Origin of the sequence: Devosia sp. 919 (assembly GCF_013185965.1) — a bacterium.
Lineage (GTDB): Bacteria > Pseudomonadota > Alphaproteobacteria > Rhizobiales > Devosiaceae > Devosia.
Map to the genome: position 1 here is coordinate 2,093,122 of NZ_JABAOL010000001.1, position 17,969 is coordinate 2,111,090.

Annotated in this window: 26 protein-coding genes and 1 tRNA gene; 11 read left to right on the plus strand and 16 right to left on the minus strand. The window is 60.9% G+C overall.

Annotation, left to right across the window (positions count from 1 at the left end; all coding sequences use genetic code 11):
* Positions 1 to 117: 117 nt before the first annotated feature.
* The 3 genes from tet (at position 118) to HRQ64_RS10220 (ending at position 1,979) form a co-directional block, all read left to right on the plus strand.
* Entirely contained in the window at positions 118 to 1,305 is a 1,188-nt protein-coding gene (gene tet, locus HRQ64_RS10210; protein ID WP_172123185.1) for a Tet(A)/Tet(B)/Tet(C) family tetracycline efflux MFS transporter, read from the plus strand.
* 197 nt (positions 1,306 to 1,502) lie between these two features.
* Positions 1,503 to 1,781, plus strand: a complete 279-nt coding sequence (locus HRQ64_RS10215) for an HU family DNA-binding protein (protein ID WP_127752972.1) — start codon at positions 1,503 to 1,505, stop codon at positions 1,779 to 1,781.
* Between the two features lie 122 nt (positions 1,782 to 1,903).
* Positions 1,904 to 1,979: transfer RNA gene (locus HRQ64_RS10220), tRNA-Val, on the plus strand.
* Between the two features lie 52 nt (positions 1,980 to 2,031).
* Here the strand turns inward: HRQ64_RS10220 and HRQ64_RS10225 are convergent.
* Both HRQ64_RS10225 and HRQ64_RS10230 read right to left on the minus strand, forming a co-directional pair.
* Positions 2,032 to 2,862: a tyrosine-type recombinase/integrase gene (locus HRQ64_RS10225; RefSeq protein WP_172123186.1), complete on the minus strand. Its 831-nt coding sequence runs from the start codon at positions 2,860 to 2,862 to the stop codon at positions 2,032 to 2,034.
* 216 nt (positions 2,863 to 3,078) lie between these two features.
* Positions 3,079 to 3,408, minus strand: coding sequence for a hypothetical protein (locus HRQ64_RS10230; RefSeq protein WP_349236692.1), 330 nt, complete (start codon positions 3,406 to 3,408; stop codon positions 3,079 to 3,081).
* Between HRQ64_RS10230 and HRQ64_RS10235 the strand changes: the two genes are divergently transcribed.
* Complete coding sequence (locus HRQ64_RS10235; RefSeq protein ID WP_172123187.1) at positions 3,407 to 3,640, plus strand: hypothetical protein; 234 nt, start codon at positions 3,407 to 3,409, stop codon at positions 3,638 to 3,640. The two genes, HRQ64_RS10230 and HRQ64_RS10235, sit on opposite strands and share 2 nt — an antisense overlap.
* A gap of 5 nt (positions 3,641 to 3,645) precedes the next feature.
* Here HRQ64_RS10235 and HRQ64_RS10240 read toward each other — a convergent pair whose 3' ends face one another.
* The 9 genes from HRQ64_RS10240 to HRQ64_RS10280 form a co-directional block, all read right to left on the minus strand.
* Entirely contained in the window at positions 3,646 to 3,993 is a 348-nt protein-coding gene (locus tag HRQ64_RS10240; RefSeq protein ID WP_248308201.1) for a DUF4326 domain-containing protein, read from the minus strand.
* A gap of 36 nt (positions 3,994 to 4,029) precedes the next feature.
* The gene (locus HRQ64_RS10245; RefSeq protein WP_172123188.1) at positions 4,030 to 4,434 is read right to left on the minus strand and encodes a MucR family transcriptional regulator; all 405 of its coding nucleotides are present in this window, start codon (positions 4,432 to 4,434) and stop codon (positions 4,030 to 4,032) included.
* Positions 4,431 to 4,907, minus strand: coding sequence for a nuclease domain-containing protein (locus HRQ64_RS10250; protein WP_248308250.1), 477 nt, complete (start codon positions 4,905 to 4,907; stop codon positions 4,431 to 4,433). Before HRQ64_RS10250 ends, HRQ64_RS10245 begins: the two co-directional genes overlap by 4 nt.
* Positions 4,907 to 5,359 (minus strand): recombination protein NinB, encoded by a 453-nt coding sequence (locus tag HRQ64_RS10255; protein ID WP_172123190.1) that lies wholly within the window; start codon positions 5,357 to 5,359, stop codon positions 4,907 to 4,909. The genes HRQ64_RS10250 and HRQ64_RS10255 overlap by 1 nt, the downstream gene beginning before the upstream one ends.
* The gene (locus HRQ64_RS10260; protein ID WP_172123191.1) at positions 5,359 to 5,979 is read right to left on the minus strand and encodes a hypothetical protein; all 621 of its coding nucleotides are present in this window, start codon (positions 5,977 to 5,979) and stop codon (positions 5,359 to 5,361) included. The genes HRQ64_RS10255 and HRQ64_RS10260 overlap by 1 nt, the downstream gene beginning before the upstream one ends.
* Positions 5,979 to 6,914 (minus strand): ATP-binding protein, encoded by a 936-nt coding sequence (locus tag HRQ64_RS10265; RefSeq protein WP_172123192.1) that lies wholly within the window; start codon positions 6,912 to 6,914, stop codon positions 5,979 to 5,981. Before HRQ64_RS10265 ends, HRQ64_RS10260 begins: the two co-directional genes overlap by 1 nt.
* 14 nt (positions 6,915 to 6,928) lie before the next feature.
* On the minus strand, positions 6,929 to 7,147 hold the full coding sequence (locus HRQ64_RS10270; protein ID WP_172123193.1) for a hypothetical protein: 219 nt from the start codon (positions 7,145 to 7,147) through the stop codon (positions 6,929 to 6,931).
* Positions 7,144 to 7,467, minus strand: a complete 324-nt coding sequence (locus tag HRQ64_RS10275) for a hypothetical protein (protein ID WP_172123194.1) — start codon at positions 7,465 to 7,467, stop codon at positions 7,144 to 7,146. Before HRQ64_RS10275 ends, HRQ64_RS10270 begins: the two co-directional genes overlap by 4 nt.
* Before the next feature lie 112 nt (positions 7,468 to 7,579).
* The gene (locus tag HRQ64_RS10280) at positions 7,580 to 7,984 is read right to left on the minus strand and encodes a hypothetical protein (RefSeq protein ID WP_172123195.1); all 405 of its coding nucleotides are present in this window, start codon (positions 7,982 to 7,984) and stop codon (positions 7,580 to 7,582) included.
* A 142-nt stretch (positions 7,985 to 8,126) separates the two neighbouring features.
* Between HRQ64_RS10280 and HRQ64_RS10285 the strand changes: the two genes are divergently transcribed.
* From HRQ64_RS10285 to HRQ64_RS10295, 3 genes are read left to right on the plus strand one after another with little or no spacing between them, the layout of a single operon-like run.
* Positions 8,127 to 10,424 (plus strand): AAA family ATPase, encoded by a 2,298-nt coding sequence (locus HRQ64_RS10285; protein ID WP_172123196.1) that lies wholly within the window; start codon positions 8,127 to 8,129, stop codon positions 10,422 to 10,424.
* Positions 10,424 to 10,810 (plus strand): hypothetical protein, encoded by a 387-nt coding sequence (locus tag HRQ64_RS10290; protein WP_172123197.1) that lies wholly within the window; start codon positions 10,424 to 10,426, stop codon positions 10,808 to 10,810. Before HRQ64_RS10285 ends, HRQ64_RS10290 begins: the two co-directional genes overlap by 1 nt.
* Positions 10,807 to 11,292: a hypothetical protein gene (locus tag HRQ64_RS10295; protein WP_172123198.1), complete on the plus strand. Its 486-nt coding sequence runs from the start codon at positions 10,807 to 10,809 to the stop codon at positions 11,290 to 11,292. Before HRQ64_RS10290 ends, HRQ64_RS10295 begins: the two co-directional genes overlap by 4 nt.
* 170 nt (positions 11,293 to 11,462) lie before the next feature.
* On the opposite strand, the gene HRQ64_RS10300 is transcribed toward HRQ64_RS10295, so the two are convergent.
* Both HRQ64_RS10300 and HRQ64_RS10305 read right to left on the minus strand, forming a co-directional pair.
* Positions 11,463 to 11,600, minus strand: a complete 138-nt coding sequence (locus HRQ64_RS10300) for a hypothetical protein (RefSeq protein WP_172123199.1) — start codon at positions 11,598 to 11,600, stop codon at positions 11,463 to 11,465.
* A gap of 67 nt (positions 11,601 to 11,667) precedes the next feature.
* Positions 11,668 to 11,916 (minus strand): hypothetical protein, encoded by a 249-nt coding sequence (locus HRQ64_RS10305; protein ID WP_172123200.1) that lies wholly within the window; start codon positions 11,914 to 11,916, stop codon positions 11,668 to 11,670.
* A gap of 302 nt (positions 11,917 to 12,218) precedes the next feature.
* Between HRQ64_RS10305 and HRQ64_RS10310 the strand changes: the two genes are divergently transcribed.
* Positions 12,219 to 12,431, plus strand: a complete 213-nt coding sequence (locus HRQ64_RS10310; protein WP_172123201.1) for a cold-shock protein — start codon at positions 12,219 to 12,221, stop codon at positions 12,429 to 12,431.
* 204 nt (positions 12,432 to 12,635) lie between these two features.
* On the opposite strand, the gene HRQ64_RS10315 is transcribed toward HRQ64_RS10310, so the two are convergent.
* From HRQ64_RS10315 to HRQ64_RS10325, 3 genes are all read right to left on the minus strand, one after another.
* Positions 12,636 to 12,926, minus strand: a complete 291-nt coding sequence (locus HRQ64_RS10315; protein ID WP_172123202.1) for a hypothetical protein — start codon at positions 12,924 to 12,926, stop codon at positions 12,636 to 12,638.
* Positions 12,927 to 13,637: 711 nt separating this feature from the next.
* Positions 13,638 to 14,069: a hypothetical protein gene (locus tag HRQ64_RS10320; RefSeq protein ID WP_172123203.1), complete on the minus strand. Its 432-nt coding sequence runs from the start codon at positions 14,067 to 14,069 to the stop codon at positions 13,638 to 13,640.
* A gap of 105 nt (positions 14,070 to 14,174) precedes the next feature.
* Entirely contained in the window at positions 14,175 to 14,372 is a 198-nt protein-coding gene (locus HRQ64_RS10325; RefSeq protein WP_172123204.1) for a hypothetical protein, read from the minus strand.
* A 102-nt stretch (positions 14,373 to 14,474) separates the two neighbouring features.
* Between HRQ64_RS10325 and HRQ64_RS10330 the strand changes: the two genes are divergently transcribed.
* From HRQ64_RS10330 to HRQ64_RS10340, 3 genes are all read left to right on the plus strand, one after another.
* The gene (locus HRQ64_RS10330; protein WP_172123205.1) at positions 14,475 to 15,047 is read left to right on the plus strand and encodes a hypothetical protein; all 573 of its coding nucleotides are present in this window, start codon (positions 14,475 to 14,477) and stop codon (positions 15,045 to 15,047) included.
* Positions 15,048 to 15,469: 422 nt separating this feature from the next.
* Complete coding sequence (locus HRQ64_RS10335) at positions 15,470 to 16,063, plus strand: hypothetical protein (RefSeq protein WP_172123206.1); 594 nt, start codon at positions 15,470 to 15,472, stop codon at positions 16,061 to 16,063.
* Entirely contained in the window at positions 15,993 to 17,969 is a 1,977-nt protein-coding gene (locus HRQ64_RS10340; RefSeq protein ID WP_172123207.1) for a terminase gpA endonuclease subunit, read from the plus strand. Before HRQ64_RS10335 ends, HRQ64_RS10340 begins: the two co-directional genes overlap by 71 nt.

The window sequence follows — 17,969 nt, forward strand, 5'->3', positions numbered from 1 at the left end:
GTAAACAAGGCGGCGGTCTCCATCGGGGGCCGCCGCATTTTTTTGGCTGCTGACAGGCATTGTCATGCGTTTGGGATGTACTAGGCTGCCCGCCGCCGTGCCCCCGGAACCTGCCGCATGAACAAACCCCTGGTCGTGATCCTTTCAGCAGTGACGCTGGACGCCATCGGCATCGGGCTGATTGCGCCTATCCTGCCCAGCTTGCTGCGCGAGGTGGCCCATCAGGGCGATGTGACGCTGCTCTACGGGCTGCTGATCGCCCTTTATGCGACCATGCAGTTTATCTGTTCGCCCATTCTCGGCGTGCTCAGCGACCGCTTCGGGCGCCGCCCGGTGTTGATCCTGTCGCTGTGCGGCGCGGCGCTCGATTACGTGCTGATGGCCTTGGCGCCCAACCTGCTGTTCCTGGTGGTCGGGCGGGCGATCGCCGGCATCACCGCGGCCAACATGGCGGTGGCTTCGGCCTATATCACCGACATATCTCCCGAAGATCAGCGCGCGCGGCGCTTTGGCTATTTCCATGCCATGTGGGGAATCGGCTTTATCGTCGGGCCGGTGCTGGGCGGCGTATTGGGGGAATATTGGCTGCGGGCGCCATTCATCGCCGCGGCTGTCCTTAACGCACTCAATTGTGCGCTGGCCTTCTTCGTGCTGCCCGAATCGCACCATGTGCGTGGCACGGCCCGGTTCAGCTGGACTACGCTGAACCCGTTCCTGCCGCTAGGCTGGGCGCTGAGCTTTCGCGCGCTAATCCCGCTGATCGCCATTCTGATGATCATGATGTTTGTCGGTCAGATGTACGGCGTCGTTTGGGTGTTGTTCGGCGAAGATCAGTTCAGCTGGAGCCCGCTCACCATCGGGCTGTCGCTGGCCGCCTTTGGCGTCTTCCATGCCGGCGCCCAGGCGTTTCTCACCGGCCCAGTGGTGACACGGTTTGGCGAACGCGCATCGCTGCTGATCGGCTTTTCGGCCGAAGTGTTCTGCCTCGTTGTGCTCGCCTTTGCCAGCCAAGGCTGGGTGATGTTCGCCATGATGCCGCTGTTTGCCGTGGGCGGCGTCGGCATGCCCGCCCTGCAGTCGCTGATCACGCGCCAGGTGGATGCCGAGCGGCAGGGCCAGTTGCAGGGCGTTCTGGCCAGTCTGGTCAGTTTGACCTCGGTGTTCGGGCCACTGTTTTTCAGCCTCGCCTATGCCGGGGTCCGGGGGGAGTGGCCCGGGGGAATCTGGCTGATCGGAGCCGTGATCTATTGTTTGGCGCTGCCGCTCATGTTCGGGCTGCGCAAGCTGGCTCCTGCGGGGGCGTAACCGGGCGATTCTGGGGATTTTTCCCTCGGAAAAGCGCGGTGGAAGTCTTGCCCACCCTGATTTTCCCGTTCATTAACAGCTTGAGCGCGTCAGTCAGGAAAAGCCCCGGCTGCCTTGCGTCCTGGGCGGAATCGCCCAAGGGTGCCGCCATTTCCATGCTCGCCGGCAACGGCGGCCATTCTCTGTGAGGAAACGCTATGAACAAAAACGATTTGGTTGGCGTCGTTGCTGACAAGGCCACGATTACCAAGGCACAGGCTGCCGAGGCCGTGGATGCAGTGTTCGAAGCCATTGCCGAGTCCCTCAAGGCTGGAGACGAAGTTCGTCTCGTGGGTTTTGGTACCTTTGCCGTCTCGCGCCGCAAGGCATCCACCGGCCGCAACCCTGCGACCGGCGCCGAGATCAGCATTCCAGAGTCCAACCAGGCCAAGTTCAAGCCGGGCAAGGGTCTCAAGGACGCACTGAACCCCGCCTGAGCCTGAAAACTTCTTGGGGCTCCGCCTGGGTTTCGCGGCGGGGCCTTTTTCTTTGGGGATTTGCGGTTGACGCGCCCGGTCGCGCACCCTAATCAATGCCCTGCACCGGCCAAACGGCCTGTGGGCGATTAGCTCAGTTGGTAGAGCGCCTCGTTTACACCGAGGATGTCGGCGGTTCGAGTCCGTCATCGCCCACCATTCCCCTTCTTTTCTGTCGTGAAAACAAAGGGTTAGAACATTTCATTTTGTTCTAGTTAGAACGTCGGGTCAATTTGGCCATGCCGTCCACAGCCATTACCTTCTGATTTGCAGAGCGCGTATAGCGCTCCACTTCGGCAATGGTCTGGTGTCCGGTGATCGACATAATCTCGTGCGCCGTGCAGCCAGCTTCAGCTAGGCGCCGAGCGCCCGCCTTGCGCAGGCCATGAGCGTTATAGCCCTTCCCAAGCCCGGCCTCGCGGCACCGATCGCCGAACCAGTTCCCAAAGCTTGCCGCCTTGAATGGTCCACCAGCTTCAGACAGGAGCAGGGTCAAGTTGTCCTTGGGTACCATCTCCAGGATCGCTGCGAGCTCGGGATGAATGGGCACCTCGAGATAGGTGCCAGTCTTTTGCTGCCGAACCGAGATCATGGTGCCGCGGATGTGCTGCCGACCCATGCGAATCACATCGCCGCGTCGTTGAGCCGTGTAGAGGCACAAAGCGAACGCCAGGCGGGCTTTCGATCCGATAGGGTGCTTGGCCTCGAATTTTTCGATGTCGGCTTCTGACCACGCCACAAAGCCGTCGCCAGCCACCTTCAGCGACTTGACGCCGGCCGTAGGGTCGTCGCGGCGCATCTCCTCATCCACAGCGAACTTCATCAGCATGCGCATTGTGCGCAGCAGCTTGTTGGCGGCGCCCGGCGTCTCCGCCTTTTTGGCGACTAGCAGCTTGATGCCCTTGCGATCCAGCAGCTCCACCGGCTTGTTGCCGTGTGCTTGCTCGATCTTCTTGATCTCGTTCCGATAGGTAGATTGCGTGATGGCGCTGAGGTTCTTGAATGCGGCCGAGGCGTAATATCGCACAATGAGTTCGGACATGCTGCCCTTTGCGGGTCGCACCAGCTTAGGTTTGGGCGGCGCTGCAGGCACGCTGTTTAGGCAGTCCTGGTAGACGGCCATGAATTCGCGTGAGCCAGGCATGCCGGGAAGGGCGGTTCTCGCACTACCTCGCTTGTTGAAGTAGTGGCGCTGAACGCCCAGGCGATCCCTGTAGCTCTTAATGTAGCGCAGCTTGATCGTGCTCACGGCCAGGTCTTACTCGTCTTCGTGCCACGGGTTCTTACCGTGCGCGATCTCGCCCTCGACTGGCAACTCCCGAAATGCGGCGTCGATGTCGTCCACATCCCAGATCCGGCGACCATCTATTATTCTCGGCCTGGGCATCCGTCCGTCTCTCACCAAAGACGAGAACTTGGTTGCACCGAGGCCGACATACAGCGCCGCTTCGGCTTCACCGAGCCCGCGCCGTATTGTGAGGCGGGTTGCTACAACCGACTTAGCGGCGCTCATAGGAATAAACTCCCTTGTGTTCGTACTTCCCAGCCTCTTGACCGTCCAAGGTCCGTTGAGCACGATCACGAACATGGAAAGAACTAAAGCTAACGAGCGTATCGTCCTGTCCCGTCACACGCTTACGCGGTATCGGCGCATGATCGAAGCGGGGAGCCGGCCGCTGGGCGGCGAGGCAATGATCCGCGAGGAGCTCGGCGTTCTGGACGAGATCGCTGCTAACTTCCCCGACATGGAGGACAAGCTGGCTTCGCTCTCCCGAGGATGGAGCGGTCTTCTTTCCAAGCTGGAGATGCAGTTGAACTAGCAAGCTCATGGCGCCGGCGCCTTGTTTGCTAACTCTAGCAGTACATCTGCATGGCACGCGCCGTCGAGCGTACACCAGCACGCCAGGTTCTTGCCCCGAAGCGGAGAGAGGTCCGTAGGGTAACCGGCGGCGGCGCGCAGCTCTGCATCTTCCATCATCTGCCGGAAGAACCCGACGGCGCCTTCGCGGTCATCTGCCTTGCGGCCGCAAGGTCCTGCAGCGCCGACCGGGAAGGGGTTGCCCCACTTGCCCGGTCTGGCCACGCTTACGGTGTTGGCGGGCATCTTCCAGCCCTTCTTGCGCGAAAGCTGCACGCGAACCGGCTTGCCCATCACGTCATCTCCAAGCGGCATGGCGCTCCTCCATAGCTTTGCTGAACTTCCCCATGGCTATGCTGCCTTCTGGAGAGCACGTACCCCGAGGCCGCTGTTCTTAGCCAGTTGGGAGCGCTTGGCAGAGTAGCCCGGTGCGACCATGGGATAGTCACCGGGCAAGCCCCACTTTGCGCGGTATTCCTCCGGCGTCATGTTGAACTTGGTCTGCAGGTGGCGCTTAAGCGACTTGAACTTCTTTCCGTCCTCAAGGCAGATCAGGTGGTCGTGCGTGATCGACTTCTCGATCGGCACTGCTGGCGCGGCGGGCGCCGCCGGCTCCTGCACCATGGAAGTTCCGAGGCTGTTCAGCTTGTCGTAAACGCTCTGTAGGACGGCGGGCAGCACGTCCGCCTGTACCTGGTTGTTGGAGAGGTAGCTGGAGACGATCTGCGCTGTGAGTTCTTGGGTAGTGGCAGTCATGATGAACGGGTCCCATCGATTTTGCGGGTAAGGGGGCGGGATTGAAGGCTTCGGCCGGTCGGCCAGCTGCGCTTGTTGTGAATTGTCGTCCGATTCTCCGGCGCGTTAAGCGGCTTTGCAGCGCGCTTCTGGCGGGGTTTGAACAGCTCTGAGGGCTTCGGCACCAAGCCGCGCTCTACGCGGTTCCTGAGCGTTTCCTGCAGGCCGCGTATGATGTGCTCGAGCAGCACGGTCCGGCCGATCCTGCCAACCCAGCCGTGGTCGAGGAAAGCATGGCACCAGAAGCACCCATCGATGATCGCGATGTCGTCTGCCTTGCGGGCCATGCCGAAGCCGACATCGTGCACATGGCAGGCCACCGTCGTTTCGGTGCCACCGTGGCACACGCCAACAAAGCGCAGCTTGCAGGTTTCACCCTTGGCGCCGTCCAGGTATTTGGGCGAGCGAATCGGCGCCAGACGGAAATTCTCCATCAAGCGCGCTCCTCGTAAGCCTCGATGGGCGGAGCAGGCCGGGTGTCCTTTGGCTTAGGCTCGCTCCATTCCACGCCTTGCTGGTCACCGAAGGCGCGGATAATCGACAGTAGGTCTCGCATCTCCTCATGGGTTAGCTCGGATGAGGATGTGCCGCTGACATTGACGAAGCCGGTGTGGTCCGTGTTCGGCACCAGCTTCATCTGGTCACGATGCTCGCGGCGCAGAGCATCGAGCATCACCAGCTTCCATTCTTCCGCGTCCAGCTGCAGGCCGTTCCAGACCAGCCCCCGGGCGAGGTCGCCAAGCATGGCCCACATCGCGCCGTTTTGGTCATTGGAGCGTTTGGGCCCTTTGATCTCGATCCGGCTGTTGGCTTTAGCGGCCATGACCAATTCACAGGCGCGCTGATAAAGGCGATCGTTGGCGAGGGTGATGATCTGGCGCGGCATCAGAGAGCCACCTCCGCAAAGCGCTCGGGAAGATGGATGCCTGCGAAGTCCACAAACGCAGCGACGGCCTTCTCAACATCCGCAGCCATGCCGGGGTATCGGTACATCCGAAGCTTGTGGAGGGAGCGGACCTTCCAGACCCGCTCCTGGCCCGCAATTTCAGCACCCTCAAAGATGTTCCAGCGGAACTGGTCCGCCTCGAACACCTCGAGGTAGATCCGCCACTGGTAGCTGCTGAGGAACCGCTCCGGGTCGTATGAGCTCGTGAGCTTGTGGTCATCGATCCGGCGCCCGTAGATGCCATCCACCTTGCCAACGAGGGTCACCAGCACATTGCCGACCGGGTACTCGCGGGTTGCCTTCGTCTCGCGCAGGGCGGGCAGATCCAGCTCGTCTTCCAATTCGATGTTGAAGACGTGGTCCTGAGCCTGCAAGCGGGCCACAGAACCTTCGGTGAAATCCTCTAGTGCCTTGTGAAAGGCGGTGCCGGCAAGCATTGCTGGCGTGGGCGGTGTCTGCCGGCGCATCTGCGCGAGGAAAGTTTCGAGCTCGCCGTCCTCGTTGTTGAGGTAGTAACGCAGAGCGTCGATGTCGGTGGCCGAGACGCGGAGCGTTTCCATCAGGCTGCCTCGTCCTGCGCCTCGCCGGCGGGCTGCTGTTCGGCTTCCTTGACCGCGTACTGGCCGGAGGCCTTGTCATAGGCCAGCGCAAGCTCAGTGGCCCGGTTGTGCAGCAGGGTCTTGCAAGCACGACCTGCGGCTGAAGCGCGATCGATTAGGTCATTGATCCCGGCAGCATTGCTGACGTTCGGCAGGTTAGCGCGGAACCAGTCCTGTTCCGCAGCTGCGGCCTTTTGCTCTTCCGAGAGGCTGTTGAGCTTGTCCTTGGTCGCCTGGATCACCCAAGCTAGAAAGCCTGCGAACTCGGCGCTGTCATGGTGTGGGACCAGCAGCGGCTCTAGCTGCCCAGGGTTTTTGCCGAACGCAGCGTCCGCCGGCGAAAACTTCAGCATGCGCTTGCCGTTCTCCATGACCAGCCGGCCCATGGCATCGGCAGCCTTGTAGATCTCTCCTTTGGAGCCGCCCTGAACGTCCAGGCGCTCGATTACATCGTCGCCATTCCGCTGTTCGTCCATGTGGGCAATGAGCACCACGTCCTTGCCGAAGCTGTTCATTAGCTTGAGGAAGCCGATAAAGCGGGTCTTGAGTGTGCCATAGCCGGGCAGGGTCAGGGCGCCGTTCTTGTGGCCCTTGGGATCGGTCTTGATGATGTCGGCAGTGATTGCGTCCAGCGCCCTGCCGGCCGTGTCGATGATGACGGTCTTGTATGGCGCCAGGTCTTCAGCCGTGATGGCGGTTACGTCAGACCAGGTTGCTACGCGCACCACGTCCTTGCGGTTAGCTGCGCGGTGGGAGCCGTTGTCGAAGTCGAGAAGCAGCGGGGCTTCTGCAGTGAAGGCGAGGCTGGATTTCCCAAGGCCAGGAGGGCCATACACTACGACGTTCAAGCGTTCGACGTGGATCGGGTCGGTGGACTTTGTGATCTTCAGTGCCATGGGGTTTCTCCGGTTCAGGCGTGTTGCAAGGCGCGGCGCTGATACCAGCGGGCGTCGGTGAGGCAGCGATCGGCTTCTGCGGTGTTCTTAAGGGCGCTATCAGTTCGCCCGCGCTCGAGGTCTTCCTGAGCCCAGGCCCGGTATTTGCGGCTGAGCTGGCAAAGGGTGGCGGCAAGACGAGCGAAGCGGTCGCTTTCGGCCACCGCCGAGGTGATGGGGAGCATCGCGTTCAAGCTGCTCTCCCCACCTGCATGTCGGCCTGGATGGCTTCGGTCCACTCGCCGAGCTTGGCCGCGACGGTCAGCAACTCGTCGCGCATCGCCAGATCTATGCACTCCACCATCACGGCGCGGCGGGCGAAAACCTGCTTGGTTGCATCGAGGATGGAGAGGCGTTCGGCATCATCAGCAGCTGCCCGTAGACGGGCAAAGATCACCGCCAGCGGATAGTCCCAGTCGCCCACACCAATGCCACCGCATGGCGGTTCTGTGGGGCTGCACTGCAGCAATCCGGATTGCGCGAGGCGCAAGGCACCGAGGAAAGACAGAACCATCAGAACAATCCCATGATGGCGCTCGGCGGCACGACCATGTGGCCGCCGGCAACGGTGTACAGGAAGGCCAGGAGGCCGAGGAATTGGACGGGGAAGAGCAGGGCGGTGCGGATCATGCTGCGACCACCCGTGCGCCTTCCACGACGAGCCGGGCGGCATCATCGATGGGGTCTGCGAAGTGGTTCATGGCATTGGCCAGCTCGATCAATCGAGCATTGGCGTCGGCTATGATCGGTGTTCCATCGCCGCCCGATATCCGCGCACCTTTGGCGCAGCACAGCGTCTCGTGGAGCTTGCGTGATTGGCTGATGGCCTGCTGAAGATCGTATGGCAGGTCACTCGCAGCGTGAGAGTGTTGGCTGTACCAGGCTGCAACGTCGTTGATGCAGTCGAACAGCGTGGCGGCGTAACCCTCGAGGGGGATTCGAGGAAAATCCTGGTGCACCCACTCCCAACCAACAAGCGATGGCTGGATGATGAAGTCCCGGAAGAGGATCATCTGCTGCGTGGTGTTCACGCGAACGGTTGCCATGGTGCCCATTACAGACCGACCCCGCGGTAGTGGGTGGAATGCTCGCTGGTGAAGTGGGGGATTGCCTCGCGTTCGTCCCGGCGCTCACGGACATCGTTGCCGACATAGCGATGTCGTCGGCCAGCATGTGACCTGGGACAACGGGAAGTCCAACCCGGGTAGGGGCGACATGTGGGCTTGCTGCCCATTCCATGCCGAGAACAGCCCGAGCTTCCATGCGGATGCCCAGAAGGGCACGTACCATTGCTTCGGCTGTGGTAAGTCCGGCGACCACTTCGCATTCCTGTCCGAGCTTATCGGCATGGGCTTCCCTGAGGCTGTGGAGACGGTTGCCCGCATGGCTGGCATATCGCTGCCGGACGGGCCCAGCGGGCCGCACGAGCGCCAGCCGCCGGAACAGCCCCGCGTCACCCGCACGCTGCCACAACCTTCAGCCGGCGAGATCAAGCCTGAGATCGTCAAAACCTACGACTACACCGATCGGGATGGTGCGCTGCTCTATCAGGTGTGCCGGTTGCAGCGGAAGCTGCCGGACGGCACCTGGGCCAAGAACAAGGACGGGAAGGGGACATGGAAGACGTTCCTGCAGCGCCGTCCGGATGGAGCCGGAAAGTGGATCTGGAGCCTCGCCGCGGGCGAGTTCATGCGCCGGACCGGTGGCGATTGGCGCATCTATGACTCGAAGAAGTTCTCCGAAGGCATGGAGACACGGTTCTTTGAGTCCGGAGGCGATCACACCATCTACCGGCACCCAGCGGTCGAGATCGCTATTGCTGCCGGTGAGCCGGTCTTGATTGTCGAGGGCGAGAAAGACGCTGACACGGCCGTCGACCTTGGCTTCTGCGGGACTACCAACAGCAGCGGCTCCAAGCACTGGACCGATGCTCACGCGGCCTGCTTCCGCGATGCTGATGTCGTGATCTGCCTCGATAATGACGAAGCAGGCGCCCGAGCCGACACGCTGGCCAAGAGCCTCAAGGGAATCGCTCGGCGCGTCCGCGTGCTGGATTTTGCACAGGTTATCCCCGGGTTTACCCACAAGGGTGACATCACCGATTGGGTTGAGCAATTCGGCGGAAGTGCCGAGCAGTTCGTGCAAATCTTGCGCACACTGCCGGATTACCGCCCGAAACCCCCGGTTTCCACATTCGGGGCGCAAACCAGCGGAACGATCGCCAAAAAACCGGTCGTCTATGACTGGCTCATTAAGCACCTGATCGAGCGCAACGGCATCCTGATCATCGCCGGCGAGAGCATGGCCGGCAAATCGTTCCTCGTCATGGATATGGGCATGAAGATCGCCCGCGGGCTCGACTATGCCGGCCACAAGACCCGCCAGGGCGCCGTGATCCACATGGCGGTGGAAGACGGCAAAGGGACAGAGCTGCGCCACAAAGGCTACCGCAAGGCCAACGGCATCAGCCCGGATACCGACGTGCCCTATGTGATCATGGACCCGTTCGCCAACGGCGGCATGAGCTTCTCGCTCATGGACGACGCCCAGGTCGACAAGTTCATTGCCGAGTGCCTGGAGTGGAAAGAGTACTACGGCAGCCTCGAGTTTATCATCATCGACACCCTGGCCATGGCCACCGAGGGCATGGACGAGAACAGCTCGGGCGAGGCCAGCAAGGTGCTGGGTCGGGTGAACCGGATTCGTGAGCGCACCGGCGCGACCTTGGCCGTGGTCCATCACATGAACGCCGGCGGCACCAAGGTGCGCGGCTCGACGGCCATCGTCGCCAATGTTCCAAACGTCATTGAGCTGCGGCAGTTGATGACCATTCCTCAGAACCGGCGCGAAGATCCCAAGCCTGTTCTCGACGGCAGCGGGCGGCCGATCCGGCGAGCTCGGCTAGCCAAGAACAAGAACGGGGTGGCGAACAAGGGCTGGTCCTTTGTTCTCGAGGAAGTCAGCCTCGACGAGCGAGACGAAGACGGCGAGCCGTTCCAGACGATGGTGTGCGCCCGGCCATCCCGCCACAGCCAGAACGATGCGCCGGAAGATGTCACCCGCCTACAGGGCGGCAACAAGCTCGTATTTGACGCGCTAACGGCAGCACAGGCCGATCACGGGCAGGACTTGCCCCAAGGGGTGGATGCGGGCTCGGTGAGTAAGTGCGTATCGCAGAGCGCTTTCGTGGCGCAGGTGCGCAAGCGCATGTCGTTCAAGGCGCCTGAAGAGGAGCAGGAGGCCCGCCAGAAAGAACTAGCGGACTTCCTGAGCCGCACCACCATGGCGCTGATCAACGCCGGCTTTATGGGCCGGGACAACGACAAGCGGATCGTGTGGTGGACAGGCAAGAGCGACCGACCGGCACCGCGGCAACAGCGGGAGCCGCCGCCACCAATAGAACCGCCCGGCAGCGGCATACCGCCGGATGTTAAGCGCGAACTTCAAGACATGGATGAGGCCCCATTCTGATGCTGACCAACTTTCGACGCCCCAGAACAGAGCGCATGCGCGGCGGCGGCGCGTATGTCGAGCAGCGAACCAACTCCTGGGCAGCCCTGGTGGGCTTTTTGCTTGGCCGCGGGTATTCGGCTCCAGCCATCGCCGAGGCTCTTGCCGATGGAACCTCAGATGCCACGGTGCGGAAGATGGCTCAACGTTGGGGCTTACCCGCGTGGGGCAGGAAAGCCGACGGCTTCATCGTGATCCCCATGAAGCTGCGGGACCGCGCCACGATCGCCTCCCGAGCGGCCCAGGAGGGCCTTGGGCAGGAGGAATACTGCCGTCAGTTCCTCGTTGCGGGTGCGCGTGAGCGCGGCACATTCCGCAGCGTCGTCAAGGAGGGGCTGGACCTATGATTGATGCGGATGTTGAGCTCTGGACCCACAAGAGCGTCAAAGAAGCTTTGGTGGACGCCTATCTGGTCTGCGAACGCACAGCTGGCCATTGGGGCCCGAAGTCCCCCAAGGCGGCATTCCTGCCCATCTATGACGACCTGGATATCTGGGAGCAGCGCAGGGCAGGGACGAACGAACAGGGCCGCGGCGGGCGCCCGCAGGTCACCTCGGCGCAGATTACTCGAAGTGATGCAGCGCTGTTCGGCAGCAAAGACGCACCCGCATGGCTGCAGATGTTGGGCTATAGCCCCGAACGCATGGCGCTCGAGCTATGGATATGGCGCGAGGTGGGGAAAGCTCATGGCAAACCCCGGAAGAGCGTCGAGGTGCTTTGCCTGCTCCTGGGTGACGGCTGGAGCAAGGCGACCTTTGACCGGCGGGTCAGCCGAGGTGCATATTTGATTGCTGAGAAGCTGAATCGAGCCGGCCTGGGGGCGTGGTGATCGGCCGGAACAGACGGACTCTCCAGTTCCCCACGGACTCGCCTGACCTTCTGGACGTGTGAGGCAAAATCACCCGATAAAGGGGTCAACAACGGTAGATTGAAAAACCTGCCTCACAGGATTGCAGCCGGAACGCGCCACGCCTCCGACCCGTGGTGCAGTTCGGTATCTTAATCCACTCTGATCCCGTTGGGGCCGACGCTGATGTCTACAGTGTTCTGGTCCCGCTGATAGGCCTGGTAGGCAAAGAAGCCACCGACAATCAGGACAGCGGCGATCAAGGCAATGATAAGGTTTCGAGTGGTCATATCTGGGCATTCCTGATGGGCAAGTGTGAGGTCAACAAGCAAAGCTCGTCGGGCGTACGGCGTTGATCTATTCAACCATCCATTGAGGCGGGACGTAGTCGCCACTCTGACACTCACGGATCACTTCGCGAATCTCAGCAAGGCGTGTCCGGTCAAGTGTCGAGATCGACAGGAGCGCTTCATCCGAAGCGTCAGCCACTTTGCCGATGGTCGCCAACCCGCTGCCCTGCAGTAGTGATGCCGATACGACAGACATCTCGGTCGCATCCACAGGAATGTCTCGCCAGTCGCCAGCAAATAGGATGTCGTCAAGCATCGGCAGAATCCTTCTGCCCTGGCCTATACCATAGTCGCGGTTTCATTATCGCAGCTGAATTGATCGGAGATCACACGATCGCCGTAAGCCTTTAACCATTGGTACCAAGCACCCTGGCGCTCAGGGCAATAGTCGATCTCGATGCCATGTGCTCGCTTGAGCGGGACGTCGTCATGGTGGCCTTTTGCGCTTCGCGGTTTGACAACAATTCAGTACTGCGCGAAGGTCAGGCACCTACCGGCATGTGCCCTTAGGAACTAGCCCGGCCATATTCCACGCCGGCGCAACTGGCAGATGAGCAAATGGCTACTACCGGCACCGTTAAGTTCTTCAATACTACCAAAGGTTTCGGCTTTATCTCGCCTGACGGCGGCGGGAAGGACTCCTTTGTACACATCTCCGCCGTTCAGCAGTCGGGACTCCAGGGCCTCTACGAAGGTGACAAGGTGAGTTACGATGTGGAATCTGGGCGGGATGGCAAAGAGTCTGCCGTCAACCTGAAGCTTCTCTCGTAGCGTACGGTCCAAGCACAGACGCTCCTCTAAAGCCCCGGCCAGTGCTGGGGCTTCGTTGTTTCTAGGTGAAGCGCATTGAGGCGACTCTTGAACTTGCAAGCTGGCATACGGACAGAGTTGTCAGCAGAAATATGCTGAGGCGAATTCACGATTGCGCGGTACGCTCACCGCCTCAATCCACGGAAGCTTGGTAGGTGCCAGAGACTAGTGGGGTGTCCGGAAGAACATCCGGTAGTACTCAGTCACCACCTCTTCTATTGCATCCAACTCGGTGTTCGGGAGTAGGTCGTTCGGGTCGGGTTCGCCCGTAGCCTCAAACATCTGGAAAATCGAAACCGTTTCCGAGTCCTGCGTAATTCCACCAGTGGAAATGTCGTAGGCGGGGAAGCGGGAGCCGAGAAGGTTGGACAAGGCACTTGCAGGCTCCCCCTTCATTATTGCTGCTCTCGACCAGGCGGGCGGCACTGCGACGCTAATCTTCGGATGCTCAGCCATTCGGTCCTCCATCACGGCCGACCTTACCACCCTCGAACCCCGAGGCAAGCAATCCAGCGGCGCCCTACAACTGCTGCGCGCGGGTATGGCGCCCGCTAGCAGCGAGAGCGCCTGATATTCATCCTCCGGCCTGAGAACTAGTTTTCGCGCATTTTGAGGGGCTGAAAGGCCGCCTTCAACGGTTCCGCTTATCGATCCGGAAGGCTCGGCTAAGTGTGAGCAGGTCTCCATCCGTTCTTCCGGCATGGAATGTCCAGGTGCCTTCTACCCTCAACCATTCTTCCTCTGTCGCCGGTCGCCCTATAAAATGCTCGAAAGCTTCGCGGGCGGTCTGCAGCCTCAGTATACGGGCGTGCAGAATAGCGTCCGCGATTTCGGGGTCGATAGGATCAGTCATACTTCCTCCGGAGGACCGGGCGTAGCTGCGATTGGTTACCAAAGTGACAAACGCACATGGTTAGCGAAAAGACCCCGCCATGCGAGAAGTTGAACACACCGTCGGTATCCGCTCCTGCGCTGCTGTGGGAGAGGCTGTTCACCAACGATCTGGTAATAACCTCGATCATCCCTCCAGGGCGGCGGTCCTGGGCACCCTGCGCACCGGGTGGTCAGCCGTAGCGAGGGCAGGACAGCGGATGAGGCTTATGCGCTTGCGGGCTACAAGCCCGCAGCGGGCCTGGTCTGATTACCAGGACTTATCTACAGCTCACTTCACTCTCTTACGTCGGCGTCGCTGTCGTTCTGATTTGGGTTCGGTGGGGTCTCACCGACCTCTGGAACCGGCGTTGCATCGGCATCACTGCCCGGCTCGACGTCCTTCAGCTCGGGCAGATCACTGTGCTCTTTATCGTCGCCATCAGGCTTCGGTGAGATCACTGTAGATGTGTCCTTGTCCTTATCGGTCCTGGCCGGATCAATGGCGGCTAACGGATTGAGCAGCGTTCCTATCAGCTGGCGAAGCGACCGGTTTTCAGCCGAGTGTCGCTCCTGCACCAAGAACGCACCGAGGTCATAGGTAGTCACACGGCCGCCAGACGGCTCGTTAGCGTAGTGCTTTACCGATAGCACATCGTCTTCGCAGTCCAGCAGCCACCGATCGCCATTCTCACTTGCGTAGAACGGAAGTTCATGGCGCGTCTGCATTTCGTTCTCCTCGCGCGCATTGTGCGCACAGAAGGACAACGCAAGCGGTCGCAGATCGAAGCATGACTTATTTAGGAGCCGCGCGGCTAGCCAGCGAAAGGATCATCAATGGACCTCGCCGCCTGCACCGGCCAGATTGTTCCTGAGCCGTATTCGGTCGATACGCTGACCGTCGGCCTTCAACGTCTTGCGAGCACCGGCCGCAGCCCGACGGATTATGGCAAGCCGCCGCGCGTCTTCATCAAGTGCCCACATCGGATCGATGCGGTGTTCCCGCTCATAATCTCGCTTCTGGGCTGTCATGGACACTCTCCTGAATACCGAGACGGTGCTCTTCGGTCGTTAACGAGGTCTTAAGGCGGTGATCACGTTTCTGGCGTCCGTTCCATATGGGATAGTACCACAATGACCGCGATCACCATCACCTTTCAAGGCTCTGGTCTGCCCAAGTTCGAAGACGCGGTCGCAGCCTTGGGGAGCACGAAAGCCACTCGCGCCTACCGTATGGCGCTGAACACCACCGGCAAGAAGGTCTACACCGAGGTCAAGCGCACCGTCGCCAAGCAGATGGGTGCCAGCCAGGCAAGGGTCGTCAAGTACGGGCACCTGAGGCGCATGCCGGCATTGGGCAGCGACCTTCAGACCTCAATCGAATCCAGCGGCGGCTACATTCCGCTCAAGGACTTTAGTGCACGGCAGACCCGTAAGGGCGTATCAGCCAGCCCATGGGGTAAGCGGCGCCTATTTGGCAGCACTTTCATCGTGACTAAGCTCGGCGGACAGGTGTTCAGGAACACCGGCAAGTTCAGCGAGAAATCAGGTCGCAACAACGCCGTTGAGAGCTTGTGGGGTCCTGCTGTCCCCAAGGAGCTGGTGAAAGATCAGAGCAAGGCAGCGTTCGAGCGGATTGCCACGCAGACGCTACCAACCGAGGCAGCGCGGCTGATCAAGCTGCTCACTAGCGGCGCAATGACGTGAGCGTTGCCGTATCCGATTGCCTGTACCGGCCTGCTGTTGGTTGCGTGGCAGCTCGGTTTGCAAATGGGCTGTAGCCTTGGATCTGCCGTCTACGGGTCTGCTGTGCCTCGGTTGTAGGAGTGCCGCCCAGGGCGAAGTAAGCGATGAACGAACCTGCGCTAACGCCAAGAGCGATAAGGATCTGCCAGTCCATGGTTGCGTCTCCATCGGATCTTGGAGCGACCATAGTGCAGCGAAGCCTATGAGCAACGGTAAGGTCTTGTTAACTTTAACCCGTGCAATGCCACCTATGGGCGTGAGGAGCAGACGGGCAGGCATCCCCTGCGGCCCCCCGGGTTCAGGGACCGTTTCGGGGGTTTTGACCTGCTGCGGTGGCGCCGCCGCAAAATCCGTCTAGGTGCGAGTGACCAAAAGGTGTCCGCGTGGGCCAAGGCGTTTCCAAAAGTGAGTTCGCCCGGCGGGAAGGCTGTGACGAGAGCCTAGTGCGCCGAAAGGTGAAGAGCGGTCATCTGCTGGCGTTTGCCGACGGGACTATCGACCCCGAACTGGTGGGCAGCGGGTGGCGAAGGGGATCTGGCAAGCAGTCGGACAGTTCGGACAAGCTAATTGTCCGGGGTCCGACCAACAGAGCTGCGGCCAAGATCGCGGATGATCAGCCCATCAGCATCGACGGGCGAACGTTTCATTCGAAGGCGCAAGCCGAGCGGATGAAGGAAAACTATCTGGCGAAGCTTCGCCAGATCGACTTCGACCGGGCAGCCGGCGCGGTAGTGGATATCGATGATGTCGTGAACATCGTCGTGGCGGAATACCAACTGGTGCGGAACAAACTGTTGGCCTTGGGGGCGCGCATTGCTCCAAGAGCCGCCGTCATGAAATCGGCTGAAGAAGTGAAGGCGCTGATAGATCGTGAGGTCAATAGCGCACTCGAGGAACTAGCGTTCGATGGAGATGCAGACGGCGACCTCGACGAAGCCGACGAGGCCGTTAAGCGTCGGCTCAAGCAACCTTCTTAAGCGCGTTCGCAAGGCGCGTGCCGAGGCGCTTAAGCCTCCTCCGATCCTCACACTGAGCCAGTGGGCGGAAGAGTACGCGTATCTCTCGCCGGAGACGAGCGCGGAGGCCGGCAAGTTTCACGCGTTCGCGTACCAGAACGGCATCATGGATGCGGTGACGGATCCGACGGTAAAGGACCTCACGGTCATGAAGTCGGCCCGGGTGGGCTACACCAAGATCCTCGACAATATGGTCGGGTTCTTCATCCACCAGGACCCTTCGCCGGTGCTCGTAGTTCAGCCTCGAGTTGAGGACGCAGAGGATTACAGCCGGACCGAAATCGCGCCTATGCTGCGCGATACCCCAGTGTTGGCGGGCATCGCGGGCGACCTGAAGGCGAAGGATAGCGAGCAGCGCATTCAGAAGCGAATGTTCCGCAACGGATCGTCGGTGTCGTTTGTCGGGGCAAACAGTCCTGGCGGCTTCCGCCGCATCACGGCGCGCATCGTGGCTTTCGACGAAGTCGACGGCTATCCGGAACAGGGCGCAGGTAACGAGGGCGACCAGATCGCGCTGGGTCGGAAACGCTCCGAGAGCTTCTGGAATCGGAAAACTATCTTGGGCTCCACCCCCACGGTTAAAGGCGTGAGCCGTATTGAGAAGTCGTGGGAGAGCAGCGACCAGCGTCGGTACCGTGTGCCGTGCCCGCACTGCGGCTATGAGCAGGTGCTGCGCTGGGAGAACTTGCGCTGGGAGAAGACAGAAGCCGGCGACCATCTGCCCGAGACTGCCCACTTCCGTTGTGACGCCAAGGGCTGCCGGATCGAAGAACACGACAAGCCCGGCATGATCGATGCCGGCAAGTGGGTGGCGGAGAAGCCGTTCTACGGACATGCCGGCTTTCATATCTGGGCGGCCTACAGCCTGTTCCCGAACGCGGCCTGGCGGTACTTGGTCGAGGAATATCTGCGGGTCTACAAGGACCCGTCGCAGTTGAAGACGTTCGTCAACCTTGTGCTCGGCGAACCACATAGCGAGACGGTGGAAGTCGCCGATCCGACGGCACTGCGCAATCGGTGCGAGCCATACAGCCACGAGACGCTGCCTAGCGAAGCCAAGCTCGTCACCTTCGGGGCCGACACGCAAGATGATCGCATCGAGGTGACGTTCGTCGCCTGGGGCCCCAACGGTGAGAGTTGGGTTGCTCGGCATGAAGTAGTGGCAGGCGACACGTCAAAGCCGGAAGTCTGGAAGCAGTTCGACCAGTTGATTGTCGAGCCCTGCGAGACTGACGAAGGCAAGGTGCTGGTGCCACAAGCTGGCTGCATCGACAGCGCCGGTCACCGTTCGGAGATGGTCTACAAGTTCTGCCGGGATCGAAAGCGCCGGCGGATATACGCAACCGTCGGACGCGGCAACACCGATCCGAAGAACCCGCGGATGATCTGGCCGAAGACGCCTAGTCGGACCAAGAACAGCGGCGACAAGCCCTATACTGTGGGCGTGGACACTGCGAAGGACGACATCTCGTCCCGACTCGCCATTGTGCCGGATCCCAACGGCCCTACGGCTCGCGCTATCCACTTTCCCATGGTGGGGCTGAGCGCTGACTATTTCGATCAGCTGACTTCAGAACATGCTGTCGTCAGCTACGTGAAAAACCGCCCGCGTCGCATGTGGGTACCCAAGAGCATCGGTGCTCGTAATGAAGCTTGGGACTGCCTGGTACTTGCGCTGGCGGCGAGATTGTCTTTGCCGAACCGTCTGGATCCCACACCAGTGAGGCCCCGTCCCGAAGCCCAGGCTAGAGCAGAGCCTGTGCCCGAAGAGCTGGAAAGCTCAGGCGACGACGCCACGCCGGGCCAAGCCATTGCGGTGCCTGCTCGTAAACCTCGTCAGCGCACCCGCTGGAACGCGTATCGATAG